At 74.7% G+C, this 19,651-nt stretch carries 15 protein-coding genes; 5 read left to right on the plus strand and 10 right to left on the minus strand.

Going from position 1 to position 19,651, the window contains the following annotated elements:
- Positions 1-83 precede the first annotated feature (83 nt).
- The 3 genes from MLV88_RS02320 to MLV88_RS02330 all read left to right on the plus strand — a co-directional run bounded on the left by MLV88_RS02320 (position 84) and on the right by MLV88_RS02330 (position 3,907).
- On the plus strand, positions 84-1,313 hold the full coding sequence (locus tag MLV88_RS02320; protein WP_242356078.1) for an MFS transporter: 1,230 nt from the start codon (positions 84-86) through the stop codon (positions 1,311-1,313).
- Between the two features lie 224 nt (positions 1,314-1,537).
- Complete coding sequence (locus MLV88_RS02325) at positions 1,538-2,215, plus strand: Hsp20/alpha crystallin family protein (RefSeq protein WP_242341203.1); 678 nt, start codon at positions 1,538-1,540, stop codon at positions 2,213-2,215.
- Between the two features lie 123 nt (positions 2,216-2,338).
- Positions 2,339-3,907, plus strand: coding sequence for an ArnT family glycosyltransferase (locus tag MLV88_RS02330; protein ID WP_243336731.1), 1,569 nt, complete (start codon positions 2,339-2,341; stop codon positions 3,905-3,907).
- A gap of 18 nt (positions 3,908-3,925) precedes the next feature.
- On the opposite strand, the gene MLV88_RS02335 is transcribed toward MLV88_RS02330, so the two are convergent.
- The 9 genes from MLV88_RS02335 to MLV88_RS02380 all read right to left on the minus strand — a co-directional run bounded on the left by MLV88_RS02335 (position 3,926) and on the right by MLV88_RS02380 (position 14,789).
- Entirely contained in the window at positions 3,926-5,518 is a 1,593-nt protein-coding gene (locus tag MLV88_RS02335) for a DUF3943 domain-containing protein (protein ID WP_243336736.1), read from the minus strand.
- 284 nt (positions 5,519-5,802) lie between these two features.
- Complete coding sequence (locus tag MLV88_RS23870; RefSeq protein ID WP_277957382.1) at positions 5,803-8,391, minus strand: S8 family serine peptidase; 2,589 nt, start codon at positions 8,389-8,391, stop codon at positions 5,803-5,805.
- Positions 8,392-8,614: 223 nt separating this feature from the next.
- On the minus strand, positions 8,615-10,354 hold the full coding sequence (locus MLV88_RS02350) for a hypothetical protein (protein WP_242360481.1): 1,740 nt from the start codon (positions 10,352-10,354) through the stop codon (positions 8,615-8,617).
- A gap of 57 nt (positions 10,355-10,411) precedes the next feature.
- A complete protein-coding gene (nrfD, locus tag MLV88_RS02355; protein WP_242354914.1) occupies positions 10,412-11,623 on the minus strand; it encodes an NrfD/PsrC family molybdoenzyme membrane anchor subunit in 1,212 nt (403 codons plus the stop codon).
- Positions 11,623-12,417: a 4Fe-4S dicluster domain-containing protein gene (locus MLV88_RS02360; protein WP_242336444.1), complete on the minus strand. Its 795-nt coding sequence runs from the start codon at positions 12,415-12,417 to the stop codon at positions 11,623-11,625. Before MLV88_RS02360 ends, nrfD begins: the two co-directional genes overlap by 1 nt.
- A gap of 12 nt (positions 12,418-12,429) precedes the next feature.
- On the minus strand, positions 12,430-12,891 hold the full coding sequence (locus MLV88_RS02365; protein ID WP_242336441.1) for a cytochrome c3 family protein: 462 nt from the start codon (positions 12,889-12,891) through the stop codon (positions 12,430-12,432).
- A 12-nt stretch (positions 12,892-12,903) separates the two neighbouring features.
- Positions 12,904-13,167 (minus strand): hypothetical protein, encoded by a 264-nt coding sequence (locus MLV88_RS02370; RefSeq protein ID WP_242336438.1) that lies wholly within the window; start codon positions 13,165-13,167, stop codon positions 12,904-12,906.
- Between the two features lie 515 nt (positions 13,168-13,682).
- Entirely contained in the window at positions 13,683-13,904 is a 222-nt protein-coding gene (locus MLV88_RS02375; protein ID WP_242336435.1) for a hypothetical protein, read from the minus strand.
- A gap of 24 nt (positions 13,905-13,928) precedes the next feature.
- Positions 13,929-14,789: a hypothetical protein gene (locus MLV88_RS02380; protein ID WP_243336738.1), complete on the minus strand. Its 861-nt coding sequence runs from the start codon at positions 14,787-14,789 to the stop codon at positions 13,929-13,931.
- 170 nt (positions 14,790-14,959) lie between these two features.
- Here MLV88_RS02380 and MLV88_RS02385 point away from each other — a divergent pair, with 170 nt between their 5' ends.
- Together MLV88_RS02385 and MLV88_RS02395 are read left to right on the plus strand one after the other, a co-directional pair.
- Entirely contained in the window at positions 14,960-17,248 is a 2,289-nt protein-coding gene (locus MLV88_RS02385) for an efflux RND transporter permease subunit (protein ID WP_243336740.1), read from the plus strand.
- A gap of 304 nt (positions 17,249-17,552) precedes the next feature.
- A complete protein-coding gene (locus tag MLV88_RS02395) occupies positions 17,553-18,974 on the plus strand; it encodes a 3-deoxy-7-phosphoheptulonate synthase (protein ID WP_308197052.1) in 1,422 nt (473 codons plus the stop codon).
- 139 nt (positions 18,975-19,113) lie between these two features.
- Here the strand turns inward: MLV88_RS02395 and MLV88_RS02400 are convergent, their stop codons facing one another.
- Positions 19,114-19,629: a hypothetical protein gene (locus MLV88_RS02400; RefSeq protein WP_242336426.1), complete on the minus strand. Its 516-nt coding sequence runs from the start codon at positions 19,627-19,629 to the stop codon at positions 19,114-19,116.
- Positions 19,630-19,651 lie beyond the last annotated feature (22 nt).

The raw sequence follows: 19,651 nt of genomic DNA on the forward strand, positions 1-19,651 counted from the left end.
TATCATTCGCGACGAAAGATATATTGGACGTCTTGCTGACCGCCGCGGCAAGTTCACGCGTCCCGGGCCGCGCCCGGTCAGCGATGCCCTCCCGCCCTCTCCCGCCCCAGGCTCCCCGGCCACCCGGCCCGGTCGCCGCGCTCCTCTCGCTCGCGCTCGCCGGGATCTGCGCGTTCCTGAACGTCTACGCGACGCAGCCGCTCCTGCCGCTCCTCGGCGTGGCCTTCGGCGTCTCCAAGGCCGCTGCGGCCCTCACGGTGAGCGCCCCGCCCATCGCCATCGCGCTCGCCTCGCCGTTCGTGGGCGCGCTGGCGGAGCGCGTGGGGCGGCGCCGGCTCATCGTGGGGTCGCTGTTCGCGCTGTCCGTCCCCACCCTGCTCGCCGCGACGGCCCCCGGCATGCGGTCGCTCCTCGCGTGGCGGTTCGCGCAGGGCCTCGCCGTCCCGGGCGTGTACGCCGTCTCGATCTCGTACGTCGCGGCGGAGTGGGCGGAGGGCGGCCTGGCGCGCGGGATGGCGATCGTCGTGAGCGGCAACGTCGTGGGCGGGTTCCTCGGCCGCGTGGTCGCGGCGCTCGTGGCCGAGCGCGCTGGCTGGCGCGCCGCCTTCGTCGCCCTCGGCGCGATCACGCTCGCGGGCGCGCTCGCCGTCGCCCGCGGCCTCCCGCCGGAGCGCCGCCCGGCTCCGCGGCGCGGCCCGCCGCTCGCGGCGCTGCGCGCCCTCGCCGGCCGCCTCGACGATCCGCGCCTGCTCGCGACGTTCGCGGTGGGCTTCAACGTCCTCTTCACGCTCGTCGCCACCTTCACGTACGTGACCCTCTACCTCTCCGAGCCGCCGTTCCGGCTCGGGGCCGGCGCGCTCAGCTGGATGTTCTCGGTCTACCTCGTCGGCGCGCTCGTGGTCCCGTTCGCGGGCCGCTGGATCGACCGCGTCGGCCCGCGCGCCGGCCTCGCCGCGGCGCTCGCCGGAGCGCTGGCGGGCGGGGGCCTCACGCTCGTACATTCCCTGTGGGTGATCGGGATCGGCCTCGCGCTCTCGTGCTCCGCCGCGTTCGTGAGCCAGTCCGCCTCCACGAGCCACCTCCAGGCCGCCGCGCCCGCCGAGATGCGCTCCGCCGCCTCCGGTGTGTACGTCTCCTGCTACTACCTCGGCGGCAGCGCGGGCGGCGCGCTCCCCGCGCTCGCGTGGCACGCGGGCGGCTGGCCCGCCTGCGTGGCGCTCGTCGCCGTCGTGCAGCTCGCGACGCTCGCGCTCGCGCTGCGCTTCTGGCGGCGCCCCGCCACGGCAGTCGCCCCCTCGGCCGCGGCGGCCTGAAGCTCTCCTCCATCCTGCGCGAACGGAGCCCCTCGGGCGGGCGTGGCGCAGGCCGCCGCCCGCTCACCGGGCGCCGCTCCGGCCGCGCCAGGTCCGCGCGGGCGAATGCGCGAGGGGCTTTGCGGCGCCGGTCGCGGATCACCACCGTCGAGCCGACCCATCCACGCGGGCGTGCGCGACACGCCGCGGAACCATGCCCGGACGCGAGTCCGGAAGGAGCGGTCATGGCGAACGAGAACCCGGCGGGAGCGGAGCAGAAGAAGGCGCAGGGGCAGGCGGGGGGCGAGCAGCGGGCGGCGAAGGCGGGCGAGACGCCGAAGCAGCAGGGGATGGAGCGCGCCGGGGAGCAGCGGACGGGCGGAGGCCTCTCCCGCAGGGAGGCGCGAGCGCCGATGCTCCGGGGCTCCGATCTCTTCACGATGAGCCCGTTCTCGCTGATGCGCCGGATGATGGACGACTTCGATCGCATGTTCGAGGACGCGGGGTTCGGGATGGGCGGGCTCATGCCGCGGGGTGAGCGGGGGGGCGAGGCGCTCTCCCGCGGCGGGCTCTGGACTCCCGAGATCGACGTCCTCGAGCGCGAGGGCCACCTCGTGGTCCGGGCCGACCTGCCGGGGCTCTCCAAGGACGATCTCCACGTCGAGGTGAAGGACGATGCGCTCGTCATCGAGGGCGAGCGCCGGCGCGAGCAGAAGGAGGAGGGGGCGGGGTTCTACCGCTCCGAGCGGAGCTACGGATCCTTCCGGCGCGCCATCCCGCTCCCCGAGGGCGTGGATCCCGAGCAGGCCGACGCGCGGTTCGAGAACGGAGTGCTCGAGGTCTCCCTGCCCCTTCCGAAGGGACGCGCGCAGAGCAAGCGCATCGAGATCCGGGGAGGCGGCGAGGGGAAGAGCGTTCACTGACCGCGGCGGCTTGCCGCGCGCGCAGCTCGGCGCACCGGCGCCCGCCGGGGGGCCGCAGAGCCCCGTCTTTGCAGCGGCGCCAGGCGCTCCGGAGCGACTGCGACGCGCTACCCTCGCGCGCCGATGGAACCCTCGCCGTCCACGGCGCCGGACTCCGCGCGCGCGACCGCGCCGCCGCTCGTCGCGCGCGCCGGCGTGGGCGGAGCGCCCCTCGCCTCGCGCTCCGCGGCCGCGCCCGCCCGCGCGAGCGTGCCCGTCCGGGCGCCCGCGCGCTCGCACGTGCTCGCGGCCGCGGCCGTGGCGGTCCTCTTCCTCCTCCGGCTCGCGATCCTCCCGTGGCTCGGGCTGTTCAACGACGAGGCGTATTACTGGGAGTGGTCGCGCCGGCTCGCCGCGAGCTACTACGATCACCCGCCGCTCGTCGCGTGGATCCTGGCGGTCTCGACGCGCCTCCTCGGACACGGCACCCTCGCCGTCCACCTCCCGGCCCTCCTCTTCACCGCCGCCACCTCGCTCGTCCTCCTCCGCCTGTCGCTCGACCTCGTCCCGGGCCGGCGCGACGTGGCGTGGGGCGCGGTCCTGCTCTGCAACGCCGCGCCGCTCTTCGGGCTCGGCGCCGTGTTCACCACGCCGGATGCGCCGGCCACGTTCTTCTGGATCCTCACCGCCTGGCTCGCGTGGCGGGCGGTGAACGGAGCGCCGCGCCTGTGGTACGCGGCCGGCCTCGCGGCCGGGCTCGGCCTCCTGTCCAAGTACACCGACGTCTTCCTCCTGCCGGGGATCCTCCTCTTCCTGCTCCTCACCCCGCACCGGGCGTGGCTGCGGCGCAAGGAGCCGTACCTCGCGCTCGCCATCGCGGCGCTCGCGTTCGCGCCGGTCGTGCTGTGGAACGCCCGGCACGGCTGGGAGTCGTTCCTGTTCCAGCTCGTGGAGCGCCACGGCGGCGCGTTCCGCCCGTGGCGGACCGTCCCGCGCTTCCTGGCCGCCCAGCAGAGCCTGTCCCCGCTCGTCTGGGCGGCGTGCCTCGTCGGGCTCGCGCGGAGCGGGCGCGCCGCGCGCGCGGGCAGCGCTGCGGCCGCGCTCGTCTTCGGGTGTGCCGCGCCTTCCCTCGCCTTCTTCACCGTGGCCTCGCTGTTCACCTACGTGAACCCGAACTGGTTCGGCCCCGCCTTCCTGACCCTCATGATCCCCGCGTCGGCGGCGCTGCTCGAGAGCCGCTCGCGGCTCGTGCGCCTCGCGCCCGCGGGGCTCGGCCTCGCCCTCTCGCTCGTGTTCTACGTCCAGGCGATCTCGCTCGCGCTGCCGCTCCCGCCGCGCCTCGACTTCGCGACGGACCTCGTCGGCTGGGAGGAGGTCGGCGCGCGGCTGCGCGGGCTCCAGGCCTCCGGCGCCGGCGCGCGGCCGTTCGTGTTCTCGCGGCGACTCCAGCTCTCCGCGCTCGCCGCCTTCTACGGCGGCGACGGCCTCGAGGTGACCCGCCTCGGCGGGCGCCGCGATCAGTACGACGAGTGGACCTCCCCGGAGGCGCTCCGCGGACGGGACGCGGTCTACTTCTGCGACGACCTCAAGTTCCGGGCGCCGGACGAGCTCCCGTTCCAGCGCTGCGAGGCCGCGGGCGAGCTCCCCATCGTGCGCCACGGCCGGACGGTCCGGCGCTTCTTCTTCTGGCGGTGCTTCGCGTATCAGCCCTGACGCCGCGTGGCGGGGGGCTCACCGCACCCCGGCCGTGAACGCGTAGTACGCGCGGAGCTCCGTGCCCGTCTCGGAGCGCGCGGGCGCGCCTCCCCCCGCGTCGCCCGCGTGGTGCGAGAGGAGCCCCTCCACGCCGAGCGCGTGCGGGCCGACGACGCGCAGCTCGAGCGCGCCCGTGACGGTCGAGACGCGCTCGAGGCCGGGGAGGGATCCCAGGCCGGCGATGAGGTACTGACGCGCGACGAGCCGCGCGGCGATGCGACCGAGCGCCCGCAGCTGGGCCTCGAGGTGCGCCTGTCCCCCCGGGCCCATCCGGTAGCTGCGATCGTGCACCGGCCGGCCTCCCAGGTAGCCGGCGGCGCCGAGGAGCACCGCCGACGCGGTCGCGGCGCCCTCGAGCGCGACGCGCGGCGCCAGCTCCCAGCGCCCCTCCGCGGAGAGCCCCACCGCGCTCGTGGAGACGCTGTGGCGACGCAGCGCCGAGAAGTCGAACTGGAGCGCGACGCCGGCGAGGCCTCGCACCCGCTCTCCCTCGAACGTCCGCCCGGCCAGCACGCCGCGGGCGAAGAGCGTCGCGAGGGGGTCCTTCTCCGTCGAGTACGTGGATTCGAGCTCGAAGTGGTCGAACGGCCGCTCGAACCGAAAGCGCGGATCGCCGGGGAGGCCGTAGCTCAGGCGGACGCCGAGCTCCGGCACCACCCCCTCGTTCCCGCCGGCGCGGAGGTCCGGATCGAAGGACAGCGCGCCGACGCGGAGCTGCACGCGCGAGGGCGGCGTGGGAGCCGGCGGGTCCGTGCCGACGAGGGCCCGGTTCATGCTCTCGATGGGCGCGAAGGTCGTCGCGGCCGCGAGGCGCCAGCCGCTGCGGGGCCCGTCGAGGATCATGCCCGACACCCGGTGGAACATTTCCCCGAGCACGACCCCGGCGAGCGGCGTGGTGATCTGGTCGTTCACCGACGGGAGCGTGGTCTCGCCGACGATCTCCCAGATCGCGCTCGCGGCGAACGGGTACGGGGTCGACGCCCAGAACCCCAGGCCCGACGAGCGCGCCGCGCTGTACGGGAAGATGCCCTGGAACGGGTGACCGATCTGGTTGATCCAGAAGCGATCCTCGTCGAGCACCCAGCTGCCCCGGAGGTTCCGTCCGATGGTGTGCGCGGTCACTCGCGCCCAGGGCGCGCCGCCGATGGAGACGTTCCAGCCGAGCATCACGCCCGTGATGACGCCCGTCTCGAGGGCGGGGAGGAGGTGCCCTCTCGGCAGCAGCCCTCGGCGCTGCGGCGGCCGGAACGTGAGGTCCGGGACGCCACTCGCTACCGATCCCGCGCCGTCCTCGGATTCCCCCGCTCCGGCGGGCCTCGCGCCCCCCGCGCTCGCCGCCGGCTTCGCGCTCGCGGCGCCGGGGGAGTCGCCACCCCCCTCCTCCTGCGCCGCGCCCGCCGCGGGCTTCGCGCCGCCGCAGTCCATCCCTTCCCCGGCCTGCGCCTCGTCTTGCTCCCGCGGCGCGGTGGGCACGTCCGCACCCGCCGGCCGGGCGAGCGCGATGCCGCAGAGCGCCGCCAGGGCGAGGAGGGACGCGTGGCCGCGAGGCGAGATCACACGAGCGAGCATCAGCGGTATCCACCGCGGATCGTAGCGACCTGGACCCGACGCCGGCACGTGCGTCTCCGGCCCCCCGACATCCACCCGAGCGCCCGTTCGGGCCGCTTCCGCCCCCGGCGGTGCTCGAGCTTCACCCGAGTTCGGTTTTCACGCGCGTGGCGGTTTGCCGCGCAGGAGCCCTCACGGCGGCCAGAGACGCGTCGGGCCGGTCCGCGCTGGACCGGCCCGACGGTTTCATCGGCGACTCCGTGCGCGCGGCGCCGGACACCGGCGCGGCGTCGACGGACCCGCGATCAAGGCCGCGCGAGGGTGACCACGGGCGACGTCCAGCGCTCCCAGTCGGAGGGGTTCGCCGGATCCCCGAGCGCCTTCAGCACGGACAGGGTGACGAGGTAGCTGCCGTTCGGCACGACGTAGCTCCTCGTGCCGGCGGCGGTCGTGCCGTCCCAGGCGAGCGCGAAGAAGCCGGCGCTCGTCGCGTTGCGCGGCAGGTAATCCTCGGCGAGCGCGGTGTGCCACGCCTTGCCGCTCGCGGCGTCGGTCACGTCGAGGCGCAGGGCGCGCGACGGGTGATCGAGGTGGACGAGGACGAACGGGACGTCGTCGCCCGCCATCGTGAACGTGCCGCCGGCGGGCCGCGCCTCGTAGCTCGACTCCACGAGCTGAGCCAGCACCGGCAGCCCGGCGCCGGCCGGCGTGAGGACCTTGATCGACTGGTAGTCACCGACGAAGCCGGCGTACGGCACCCGCAGGATCTCGCCGCCGCCCGAGGGCGTGAGCACCACGTAGCCGCCGTACTGCGCCTTGTCCGGCCCGGTCGGAGGCGTCACGGTGAGCTCGACGGTCGCGCTCCCTTGCGCGGGGACCGTCACCGTCGGCGCGCCGAAGGAGACGCTCGCGTTCGACGTGTTGAACACCGGCGAGAACGTCCCCCGCGCCGAGAGGGCGTTCACGAACGAGAGCGCGTAGGTGACCGGCGCGTCGGCGGAGCTCGTGACCGTGAGCGTGCGCGCGACCGGCCCCGCCTGGCTCTCGCCGAGCGAGAGCTTCGCCGGCTCGACGCTGGTGGTGGCGAGGATGGCGCGATCGATCCGGAGCATGCCCGCGCCCTGGCGGCCCACCGTCTCGAGGAAACCGAGCGTCGGGTCCCGCCACCAGAGCTTCGGCTCTGCGGTGTTCTGGAGGATCGTCCGGACCCGCTGCGACGGCGTGCTCGGCCGCGCCTCGAGCAGGAGCGCCACCGCGCCCGCGACGTGCGGCGACGACATGGAGGTGCCGCTGAGGCTCGCGTAGCCACCGAGCTCCAGGGGGTAGGTCGAGTAGATGTACCCGCCGGGCGCGCCGAGATCGGGCTTCAGGGCGAGATCGGGCGAGAGGCCGTAGGAGCTGAAGTCGGAGATGAGGTTCCCGGTGGAGTTCGGGAAGCTCCCGAGGTCCGAGGTCCAGGTGAGGTCCACGGAGCCGGCGGCCAGCCTGGAGTCGATGAGCGCCCCCTCCGCGGCGGAGACGGCGACCACCGGGATGGTGATCGCGACCGCCCCGGCGACGGTGGGGCTCACGCGGCCCGTGGTGCTGTTGTAGAGCACGACCGCGGCCGCGCCCGCGTTCTGGGCGTTCAAGGCCTTCTGGTAGAACGAGCATGTCCCTCGCCGGACGAGCGCCGCCTTTCCGGCGAGGCTTCCGGACGGAAGCGCGGCGCAGGCGTCGGCCGTCGAGCTCGGGGTGCCGGTGCGGGCCATCGGGAGCGTGCCCGTGTACGGCGCCGGCGGAGCGGCGGTCGCGTTCGTGTAGCCGATGGCCGTCCCGTCCGGCGAGATCGTGAGCTCCTTCAGCATGGCGTGCGTGTTGTCGAACGACGCGACGCCGATGACCTTCTCGCCGAGGCCCGGGGCGCCGGCGGCCCACAGCCCGTTCGCGCCGCTGTTCCCGATCGAGGCGACCACCACCACGCCGAGGTTCACGAGGCGCGTCGCCGCCATGGCCGTCGGGTACTGGGGCCACTGGTAGGCGGATCCGATGCTCATGTTCACGACCTGCATGCCGTCGGCGAGCGCCGCCTCCATCGCTGCGATCATCACGTCCGCGCTGGTCGAGCCCTCGCACCCGAAGACGCGATAGGCGCCGAGCTGCGCGTCCGGCGCGACGCCGCGCGCCCTCCCGTTCGCGCCGATGATCCCGGCGACGTGCGTGCCGTGGCCGGCGCAGTCGTCGGGGTACGCGTCCGGAACCGTCGTCGGGTCGTACGTCGCCGAGCTCGAGTCGGCGTTGAACGCGTCGCCGACGAAGTCCCAGCCGGCGACGATGCGGCTGCCGGGGAACGGGCTGTTGGCGCGCGGGACCCCGTCGCCGCCGAGGTCCACGTGATCGTAGTCGATGCCGGTGTCGATGACGCCGACCTTCACGCCGCGCCCGGTGAACCCGAGCTCCTCCTGCGCGGCGTCGGCGCCGGTCATGGCGATGGCGGTGAGGAGGTCCGGCTCGGAGACCTCGGCCGGCTCCGGCATCGCGATCGTCTCGACCGGGTAGACCGCCTTCACGCCCGCGATCCGCGCGAGGCGTCCGAGCTGGGCGGGCGGCACCGACACGGAGACGCCGTTGAAGAGCACGTCGAACGAGAAGCGCTCGGAGTAGCGGACGCCCGCCTTCGCGGCGGCCGCGCGGAACGCGCTCTTCTGGGCGCGCACCGTGGCGAGGCTCGAGCCCTCCGAGGTGGGCGGGCTCGCGAGCTCGACGAACCAGAGGTGCGCGGATTCGTCCACGAGCGCGCCCGTCTCCGCGGAAGGCGCGAGGCCGGACGGCTCGAGGGCAACGACGTCGTCTGCGAGAGCTCGCGAGGCGAGCGCCAGCAGGGGCAAGAGCAGCAAGGCGTTCTTCTTGGCCATTTCGGTCCTCGGAGTGCGAGTTCGCCGCGTCCTTCACCTGCCCGGCACGCGTGGGCTCACCTGCGCGCCGGAGGTCCGTGCAAGGGAGCGAGGAGCCTACACTGAAGGTAGGAGTCGCAAACAAGGGGAGCCCCGGAGTGGGCACGGCCGCCGGGCCCCGTTCAGGGCTCAGGGCAGGGCTCAGGGCGAGGGTCAGGGCACAGGGCTCAGGAGCTCGGGTGGCTCAGGCGGCGCTCCGCGCTGCCGGCGCCTCCGCGCGCCGCCGGCGGATGCGCGGGACCAGGATGAGCGCGGCGCCGTAGCAGGCGAAGGCCACGAGCAGCGTCGCCGGCCGTCCTCGGGGGAGATCCTCGAGCACGATCTTGAGCCCGATGGCGGCGAGCGCGGGGTACGCGAGCGCGGCTCCGTCGGACCAGGCCGGGAGCCTGCCGAGCGACGCGAGGCCGAGCGTCACGCAGACGAGGAGCGTCGTGCGGACCGCCGCGAGCTCGCCGGCGTCCGCGCCCGGGCCGGGGAGGCCCGCGACCGCGGGGGCGATCCAGCCGATCGCCACCCCCGCGAGCCCCGCGGCGAGCGTCGCGAGGAGCACGATCCGCGGCACGCGCTGGGCGCGGGTGTGCCTGCCTCCCTCGGCGCCGATCCAGGCGACGGCGAGGAGCCCCGCGAGGACGGCGAGCGCTGGAGGCGTCACCGGCGTCCACGGGACGCGCGGCGACGCGAGCGACGTCTCGGCCGCGTGGGCGACGAGCCCGCTCGCGATCGCGGCCGCCGCGGCGTACCCCGCCGCGTGTGCCGCGAGGGTGAGCCGGCCCTGTCGCCTTCCGAGCGCGCCAGCGGCGACGGCGAGCGCGATCCAGGCGACGGGCAGGGCGGGCCCGTCGAGGAGGAGGCCCGTCCCGGCGAGCACGAGCAGCGCCGCCGCGGAGGTGTAGAAGACGAAGTTCCGGCGGCGGTCCAGGGGGCGCTCGAGGAACGCGAACGCCACCGCGTAGGCGGCGAGCCCGAGCACCGTGACCGCAGCGCCGATGGCGGACGCGCCGGCGCCCGAGCGGGTCGCCACGAACGCCGCGCCGCCGAGGCCGACGGCGATCGCCGCCGCGCTCTGGGCGATCTCGAACGCCAGCACGTCGCGGCGGAGCAGGAGCGTGCGGGTGGCGACGGTCCCGAGATAGAGCGCCATGAGCGGCGTGAGCACGGCGAACGCGGCGAGGGCCCCCTCCCCGCCTCGCGCGAGGCCCACCCGCACCGCGAGCACCGCCGCGGCGAGGTCGGCGGCGACCGCCGGCAGCGCGCGGAGCGAGAACCAGTCGAGCACGTAGCTGAGCCACAGCGTCGCGACGCCGAGGAGGACCAGGAAGAGCGCGGGGGGGCCGAGCCGCCCGGTGGCGGCCGCGAGGGCGACGGCCGTGGCGATGCCTCCGAGCGTCACGATCCACGCGAGCGCCTCGAGCCGGCGCCGCGCCGCGACGGCGAGCGCCGCGGCGGTGAAGAGGGTGAGCAGCGCCGCGGCCGCCGGGGGAGAGGCGAGCCCGAAGCGCGACGCCGCCTCGTAGACGAGCGGGAAGCCCACGAGCGCGGCGGCGGTGCCGTGGAACGCGGCGCTCGCCGTCGCGCCCGCCTTCGCCCCGGCCCGCAGGGCGAACCCGAGCCACGTGGCGGCGTACGCGAGGCCGAGGGCGACGCCGACCGCGGCCGGGAGCGTCCCCGCGTCGGCGAGCGCGCGCAGGACGAAGGCCCCCGCCAGGACGAGCAGCGTGCGCCCTACGAGCGAGACGCTCCCGAGCGCCGCGGCGAGCTCCTGGCCCGGCGGCGCGGCGGCGGGCGACCGGGGGGTCCCCGCGCGGCCCGCGGCGCGCGCCCGGCCCGGAGCGCCCTCGAGGGCCGCCAGGCGCTGCTCCAGGCGCCGGAGCCGCTCCTCCGTCTCCGCGTGCCTCGCCTCGAGCTCCGCCAGCCGATCCGTCACGGGCGCCTCCCCGGTAGAGCGAGGACGCCGGACCCGCCCCGGCGGCCCTCGCGCGCGTCACGCCGTGCGGCGCGCGGGCTCCGCCGCGGGCTCGCGGCTCGGCTCCGCCGGCGGGGCCGCGCGCTCGATGGGCAGCACGCGATCGAACACCCACAGGAGCACGAACGGCAGGACGAACAGCGCGATCGCGACGATGACCCCCTCCCGGCCGAAGAGCGACGGCTGGTACCCGGAGCGCAGGCCGCGGAACGACTTCGAGAGCAGCTGCCCGCCGATGACGACGTTCCAGCGCATCGAGAACACCTGCACGAGGAGGAGCAGCGAGGCGACCGAGGCGAGCGTGTTCCGCACCCGGTCGTGCAGGTAGGCGTTCATCGTCACCACGATCGCGAGGAGGATGAACGGGACGAGGCTCCCGCCGATCATCTGCACGGAGATGAAGGAGAACTCGAGCCGCGTGGTGAGGAGCTGGGAGATGATGTGCCAGGCGTCGGAGTTCTCGTACGCGAGCAGCACGATCTCGAGCAGCTCGAGGGTGACGGTGAGGATGAGGAAGAACCAGAGCCAGCGCGCCATCGCCTGCACCGTCTCCCGCTCGATCGGGCGCCGCCCGAGCTTCGCGGTCACCTGGTAGAGGAGCACGAGCAGCGCGATGCCGGACACCGCCGCCGAGAGCAGGAAGATGACCGGCATGAGCGGCGTCGACCACCAGGGGTTCGCCTTGATCCCGCCGAAGATGAAGCCGACGTAGCCGTGCAGCATGCACGCCGCGGGCAGGCCGAACGCGGAGAGGAGCTTCACCGCGCGATGATCGACCTCGAGCGCCTCGGGCGAGGTGTCGTAGGTGCCGAGCGCGAGGGCGGCGTAGAACGCGCGCTTCACGCCGCGGCTCCGGCGCGCGGTCTCGATGATCTCGCGCCGGTACACGAACCAGACCTCGAGCAGCAGGATGACGAAGTACCCGGAGTAGAGCAGGCCGAAGCCCGCCATCGCCGAGGAGAAGTGCGGCGTCACGACGACGTTGAAGGCGCGCTCGGCGTGACCGAGGTGGAGGTTCAGGGGGAACGTCGCGATGGCCATGAAGCAGAAGGAGGTCGCGAGCGCGAGCCGCGCCACCGGCTCGAACTCCTTCTTTCCGAAGAGGTGGTAGAGCGCGGTGACGATGAACGCTCCCGCCACGAAGCCCGTGATGTACGGGTACATCACGATCATCAGGCTCCAGTGGACGTGCACGTCGTTCGGAAACGCGTAGCCGCTGATCTCCGGCATCACCGCACCTCCTTGTCGAGGCCGAGGTAGAAGCACTGCGGCTCCGTGAGCAGGTGCGGCTGCAGCACGCTCACGCGCCCGTGCGCGATGGCGAGCCGGACGGGATCGTCCTCGCGGCGCATGTCCCCGAACTGGCGCGTGGCGGTCGGGCAGACCTCGACGCAGGCGGGCTTCAGGCCCTTCGTGACGCGGTGGTAGCACCAGGTGCACTTCTCGGCGGTGTGCGTCGTCGGCGACAGGAACCGGCTGCCGTAGGGGCACGCCTGGACGCAGTAGCCGCAGCCGATGCAGCGCTCGGCGTCCACCAGCACGAGGCCGTCCTGCGTGCGGTACGAGGCGCCGACCGGGCAGACCTGGACGCAGGGCGTCTCCTTGCAGTGGTTGCACATCTTCGGGACGAAGAAGGACTTGGTCGGCGTGAACGGCGTCTGGATCGGGGGGAACCCGTCGAGCCCGCCCTTCGGCGAGTCCACGTGCGAGGCCTCCGGCGAGACGACGTAGCGCTCCACCCACGTCCGGAAGAAGCCGTCGGGGACGCCGTTCTCGGCCTTGCACGCGCGGACGCAGGAGCCGCAGCCGATGCACTTCTCGGTGTCGATGAGGTAGGCGTAGCGGTGCTGCGTCCAGTCGTAGCCCTCCGCCACGTGGTCCTCTCCGAGCGCGGGGGCGCCGGAGAGGAACACGAGCACCCCGCCGCCGAGGCGGAGCGCGTTCGCGAGGAACTCCCGGCGGCCGACGGGCTCCGGCGCCGGCGGCGGGGCGGGTGCGCGGGCGTCGCTCTCGGTCTCGTCCATCGTGGCCTCCTGTCAGAGCTTCGGGGAGTGCGGCTCGTGGCAGTCGATGCAGGCGGTCCCCTCGACGCCGCCCTGGTGCTGGGCGAGGACGATCTGGGGGAACGCGGCGGGGCGCCCCTCGATGCGGCGATGGCACCGCGCACAGAGCGTGAACGACCGGTCCACCGGCATCGGCGCGCTCCTGGCGCCGTCCCGGACGTGCCTCGCGAGCGGCGCGTGGCACACCTCGCAGCCGACCTTGCGGTGCGCGCCGGCGGTGACCGCCTTCAGCCGCTCCGCGTGGCACGCGCCGCACGACGCCGAGCCGCCGTGCTGCGGCGGGCGGACGGCGGCCTGCTCCGCGACGTTGTCGAAGCGGTACGGGCCGTAGGCCCCGTACGACTTCGGCACGAGGAAGGTCCGGCCGACCGAGAAGATCACGACGACCACGAGGAGCAGGAACAGGACGCGGAAGACGTGTCGGGCGGATTCCATGGGCGCCTCCTCCTACGGCGGGTCGAGCGGCTCGAGGCCGAAGAGCCAGCGCATCCAGCGGGCGCGGCGCGCGCGCGGCGGCGCGGCGGGGGCGCGAGAGAGCGGCTCCACCGCGAAGAGGAGCCGGAGCCAGCCGCGCCTCGCGGGCCGCGGCACCTCCGGATCCTTGGGGAGCGGCTCCGGCGAGAGGAGCGTGCGCAAGAGGCCGCGCCCCCTGCCCGCCGCGAGCGCCGGGGAGGGCGGCCCGAGGCGCTCGATCGCGAAGATCTTGCGCAACGACGAAAATGTCGCAGCCCATTTTTGCGTCACGACGCAAAGCAACCACAACACCGCACCCCTCCGCAATGTGCCCCGAATTAGCTATCCACAGGCGGTTCGAGGCTTTTCCGGTATTCGCGGAAGAGGCATCCGGCCGAATTCACTGCGCTCTCCAGGGCTCGGGGTGCGCGTTTGAGCGCAGGTCTCAATTGATAGCGATCAATGTCACACGCATTCGAGGCATGGACAGGATTGCGCAGCAGGCGCCCACTCGCACCGACGGCGAAGTCCCCGGCCGCCGCAGGAAGAACGGAGGTCACCATGCCCTTCGCATCCGTCGTGCGGAACGCCTGGCGCGAGCACGGGACCGACTACGCGCTGGTCGGCGCCGCGCTCATCGCGCTCCTCGGGAGCGCGATGCTGTTCCTGAGCTTCTGATCGGACGGAGGACGCGCCTCTTGGGCGCGCTCGCTTCGCCCGCGGGTGGACCGCGGGCGTCGCGGCCGCGCAGCGCGATCACCTCGCTCGCGAGGTCATGACGCCGTTCCGCGCGAACGGAGCGCGCTCGGGCCTCGCAAGAGCCGCGCCGGGAAGAGCAGGATCGCCCCGAGGAGCGCGAGCACGCCGTTCACCGCGACGCCGAGGATCCGGAACGGGAGCAGCAGGATCCAGACGAGCGGATAGAGGATCAGCGCCGCGAGCGCGAGCGGCCAGCACACGAGGAGCAGCGCGAGCCAGACGAGGAAGGTGAGCATCGCTTTCTCCCGGTACGCGCGGGCTCAGCCGATATTTCGTCCGGCGGAGCTCGATTCGCTGCGGGGCTCCCGCGCGTCGGGCGCCTGCGCCGGCGCGGCGAGCAGCCGCCGCGCCTCCACCACCCACTCCGGCGCGTCCGGCTCTCCCGCCGCCGCGCGCCGCTCCGCGAGCGCGAGCGCCCGCCCGGCGGCGGCGCGGCCCGCTGCGGGATCGCCGTTCGCGGCGAGCGCCTCCGCGAGCGCGAGCAGGTTCGGCGGGAACTCCGGGGCGCGCGAGGCGGCCTTCTTCGCCTCCGCGAGCCCCGCCTCGGGATCCCCGGGCCCGAGCGGCCACCCCGGCGCGCGCAGCAGGAGGAGCGCCAGCACGCGCTCGGGCCCCGCCTCGTCGAGCGCGGGGTCCCGCGCGGCGGCGCGGCGGAGCCGCTCCACCATGAGCTTCAGCCCCTCCGCGGCCGTGCTCCTCCGCTCGCGCGCCTGGATGCCGAGCCCGAGCGCGAGGGCGTACGCGCAGCGCGCCTCCTCCGGCGCGCGCGCCTCGCAGAGCTGGCCGAGCTCGACCGCGGAGGTCGCGAGCCGCGCGCGCTCTGCCGCGGAGCGCTCGTGCTCGGCGAGCCAGATCACGGCGCGCGCCGCGCCGTAGGGTCCCTCCACGGCGCCGGGGTCCGCCTGCGCCGCCTCGCGGTACAGCGCCTCCGCGCGGCGCACCGCGGCCGGATCGGGCCTCCGCCCGAAGGCCGCGTCCGCGTCGGCGAGGAGCCTCGCCGCGGCCGCCGCCCCTGCCCCGCGAGTGGCCGGCGGGAGGACCGCAGGCTTCCGGAGCGCCGGCGCGCAGGCGGCGAGCGCGAGGCCGAGCACGAGGACGAGCGGGAGCGAGACGCCGCGCATCCCCGCACGGTATGCGCGCGTCGGGCGTCCCGGAACGTCATGAGCGAGGTGAGCCCACCGGGGTCGCGACACTCGAGGTGTCTGCCCGCGCGCGGCCCCTCGCCGCAGCCGCGCGCCCCCACCGCGACGGGACCCGCGGCGCGGGCGGGCGCGGTGCTACTCTCCCGCGGATGCCCCGCTCGCGGATCGAGCGCGTCTTCGGCGCGATCGTGGCGCTCCGCGTCCCCATCCTCGTGCTCTACGCGCTCGCGGTGCCGGTGGCCGCGTGGCTCGCCGCGGGGATCCCGTCGGAGGGGGCCATCGACCGGCTCGTGGTCCCCTCGGACCCGGACTTCGTCGCGACCCGCGAGTTCCAGCGCATCTTCCCCGAGCGCCCGACCGTCATGCTGCTCCTCGAGGCGGACGAGCCCTTTCGCCCGCGCGCGCTCGCGCAGGTCGCCGCCGTGGAGGACGCCCTGCGGGCGCTGCCGGGCACGACGCCCGTCTCGATCCTCGACGCGTACGCGCGGGCGCGCCCCGGAACGTCGCCGACCGCCGACCCCGCCGCGGCCGAGGCGCTCCGCCGGTTCGCGAGCGGGACCGGCTTCTTCGCACGGCAGGGGCTCGTCGGCGACCGCTTCCTGGGGGTCGCGGTGACGTTCGACGCGGCGACGTCCGCCGCGCGCGACGCCGCGCTCGCCCGGATCGACGCGGCGGTGGAGCGGTCGCGCGGCGACGCCCTCACGGGCGTGCGCCGCGTGGGCGGGCCCTACGTCGACGCCTGGATCGAGCGCGAGTCGCGCGAGGCGTCGCGGCGCAACTTCCCGGTGTTCGGGCTCCTCGTGGTCGCGGTCGCGCTGTTCCTCTACCGCTCGGTGCGCGCGCTCGTGGCGCTCCTGCTGACGCTGGGCGCGGCGGTGGCCCTCGCCACCGCCGCGGGGCGGCTCCTCGGGTTCCCCTTCACGATCGTCTCGACCCTCGTGCCGCTCACGGTCCTCGTGACGACGCTCGCCTCGCTCGTGTACCTGCACTCGCGGTTCGTGGACGCCCCCGAGGGCGTGGACCCCGCCCGTCACCAGCTCGCCGCGCTCGCGAACAAGCTCCTGCCGGTGACCGCGTCCAGCGCCGCCGCCGTGCTCGGCTTCGCGGCGCTCGCCGTCTCCCGCATCCGCCCGGTGCGCGAGATGGGGATCTGGACCGCCACCGGGCTCGCGATCGCCTGGGTCGTGGTCTTCACGCTCTTCCCCGCCCTCCAGCGCGCGCTCCGCACGCCCACGCGGCGGACCGTGGAGATCCGCGCCCACCTGTACGACCGGCTCGCGGCGGCGCTGCCGCGGTTCACCTGGCGCTGGCGCTGGCCGCTCGTCGCCGGGGCGCTGGGCCTCGCCGCCGCCGGGCTGGTGGCGCTCCTCGGCGTGCCCGGGCGGCTCGCGCCCATGGGCGTCGGGCTCGACGTGCTCGAGTACGTGGACCCCGCCTCGCCCGTGCACCGGGACCTGGTGTTCTTCCGCCGGAACGTCGGAGGGCTGAACGTCGCGCGCCTGTGGGTGCGGACGCCGCCCGGCGCCGTCACCGATCCCGAGGTGCTCCGGCCGCTCGATCGGTTCACCCGGCGCGTGGAGGCGATCCCCGGCGTCACCTCGGTCGTCGGACCGACCTCGATCCTGCGGATGCGTCGCTACGCCGCCGGCCAGGGCGAGTCGCTCCCGGAGGACCCGGCCGCGTTCGCCGCGGCGGTCGCGGACCTCGAGCAGCTCCTCCTCGCCGGGCCCGAGCTCCGCGGCTTCGTCGACGTCGGGACGCTCGCCAGCGCGCAGCTCACCGTCGTGTTCGAGCGCGGCGACGGGCCCGGCGTGGCGGCGCTCACCGCCGCGGCGCGCGATGCGTGGGAACGGACCGTCGCGGAGGCGCCCGCGCTGCGCGGCGCCGAGCTCCGGGTCGTCGGGGAGTCGATCCTCGCCGGGAAGGTCGGGGCGAGCCTCGTGCCGACGCTCGGCGAGAGCTTCGCCATCACCGCCGCGCTCATCTTCGCGGCCTTCCTCGCGGTGTTCCGGTCGGCGTCGGCGCGGCTCATGGCCATGATCCCATCGGTGTTCGCGATCCTCGTCACGTTCCTCGCGATGCGCCTCGCGGGCGCGTCCCTCAACGTGGCGACGATCCTCGTCGCCACCACCCTGCTCGGGACCACCGAGAACGACCCGGACCACTTCGTCCACCACCAGCACGCGGGCGGGGGGGCCGGGGGCCTCGACGGCGCGCTCCGCCACACGCTCCGCGTGGCCGGCCGGGCCATCGTGTTCGCGACCCTCATCGACGCCGCGGGCTTCCTCGCGCTCGCCCTCTCGCGGTTCCCGCCCCTCCGCCAGTTCGGGATGGTCACCGCGGGCGCGTTCCTCCTCGCCATGCTCGCCGACTTCACCGCGCTGCCGGCGGCGCTCTGGATCGTGCGGCGCGAGGCGCCGGAGAAGCCCCCAGCCTGAGCCCGCAACGGCCCGGGATCCCTCCCCGACCTCCCACCGCTCGCCGAGGCCCCACCGCTCGGTGGTTGTGAAACGCGACTGGGCCGGATATGGTGGCTCCGTGATCCTTCGGTTCGTGAGCGCGTATCGATTTAGCAGCCCCCCGCCCCGGCCTGGGCGCTGGGTGGGCTCCTACGCGTAGCGAAGGACCACCCCGCACCATCGAGATCGCTCGGGCCTGGACGGGGGGGACGCTTCGCTCCTGCTCCCGCCTCACTCCGTCCGCCGCTCCGGACGGCCGCCACCTTCGCCCGAGGGCTCAGCCGTGAACGACGAAAAGAAACGTGGAATCTCGCTGCCGGACTGCATGACGCTGCGCGACGTGCGCGCGTCCATCGACGACGTGGACCGCCGCATCGTCGCCCTGCTCGCCGAGCGCCGCGGCTACGCGCTCCAGGCGGCCCGCTTCAAGAGCGCCGCAGACGGCGTGAAGGACCCCGCCCGCGAGGAGCAGGTCGTGCGGAACGTGCGGGCGCTCGCCGGCGAGGAAGGCATCGAGCCCGAGCTCGTCGAGACGCTCTACCGCGACATGATCGCCGGCTTCGTCCGCGTGGAGCTCACGTCGGCGGGGCACCGCGGTCCTCCCGCCCTGGAGAACCTGAACGTCGCCGCGTTCGACGCGATGCTGCCGCCCGAGGAGGTGAAGCTGCGGATCCCGGCCTCGGAGCGCGCCGCGCGGACGGTGGCCGAGGGGCGCCGGACGATGGAGGCGATCCTCGACCGCCGCGACCCGCGGCTCGCGGTCGTCGTGGGCCCGTGCTCGATCCACGACACCGACGCCGGGCTCGACTACGCGCGGCGCCTGCGCGAGCTCGCGGACGAGGTCTCCGACACGCTGTACCTCGTCATGCGCGTGTACTTCGAGAAGCCCCGCACCTCCGTCGGATGGGAGGGGCTCACGAACGATCCGCGGATGAACGACTCCTTCCAGGTGAAGGAGGGCATGGAGCTGGCCCGCCGCTTCCTCCTGGAGGTGGCCGAGCTCGGGCTCCCCACCGGGACCGAGGCGCTCGATCCCATCGCGCCCCACTACCGCGGCGACCTCATCACCTGGACGGCGATCGGGGCGCGGACCTCCGAATCGCAGACGCACCGGAACCTCGCCTCCGGGCTCTCGACCCCCATCGGCTTCAAGAACGGCACCGACGGCGAGGTCGACGGCGCGGTGAACGCGATCCTCTCCGCCGCGCGGCCGCACGCTTTCCTGGGCATCAACGACCAGGGGCGCTCGTCGGTCATCCGCACCCGCGGCAACCGGTACGGCCACCTCGTCCTGCGCGGCGGCGGCGGCCGGCCGAACTTCGACAGCGTCTCGGTCGCCATCGCCGAGCAGGCGCTCGCGAAGGCCGGGCTCCCGCAGACGATCGTCATCGACTGCTCGCACGCGAACTCCTGGAAGAAGCCGGAGCTCCAGCCGCTCGTGATGCGCGACGTGGCGAGCCAGATCCGCCAGGGGAACCGCTCCATCGTGGGCGTCATGATGGAGAGCTTCCTCGAGACGGGGAGCCAGCCGATGTCGGCGGAGCTCTCGCAGCTCAGGTACGGGTGCTCGGTGACGGACCCCTGCCTCGGCTGGGACCAGACGGTCGAGGCGCTGCGCGAGGCCCGCGCGCTCCTGCGCGAGGCGGTGGACGAGCGCCGCCAGGCGGGCGCGCCCGCCCCCGCGCAGCGCGCCACGGCGAGCTGAACGACCGATCCGGATCCGCAGAACGACGGCGCGATGCGCGACGCCGAAGGTGCTCGCGCATCGCGAGCCGTCGTTCATCGGCCCCGCGCGGCTCCGGCCGCCGCCGGGGCGGGCCCGCGATTCAGGTGTGCCCGGCGCATCACTTGCGGTGCGCCAGGCCGCTCACGTACCGCTGGTACTCCCCGCCGGGCGGGGCGACGAAGAACGTGACCTCCACGACGTCCCCGGCCTTCTGCTCGTAGACGAGCTTGAACCGCGGGCCGGGGGCCGCCGGGGCGGCGGACTCGAAGATGGCGCGGCCCGGCTCGGATCGCACGCCGTACTCGATCACGTGCCCCTCGTCGTCCCAGTAGGTGGCGCGGAGCCCCGCCGCGCCGGGGGAGAGGACCATCAGATCCTCGTGCTTCGCCCCCTGCTTCTGCCCGGGCTTCGGGGCGAACTTGGCGCGCGCGTGGCGGACGGCGACGTGCCCGTCGAGGCCGAGCGAGAACGAGAAGCTCCCGGCCGTCTGCTCGCCGGGCTTGCCGCTGCCCTCGCTCGCGAGCCAGTCGCCGAACAGGAAGCGGACGCCGGCGAAGGGATCCCCCGCCGGCGGCGCCGCGAGCGGCATCGCGGGGAGCGAGAGCAGGCACAGCAGGGAGACGGCGAGCTTCATGAGGGTGCCTCTGTCGTGGAGG

The organism is Anaeromyxobacter soli (assembly GCF_022808855.1).
Taxonomy (GTDB): Bacteria; Myxococcota; Myxococcia; order Myxococcales; family Anaeromyxobacteraceae; genus Anaeromyxobacter; species Anaeromyxobacter soli.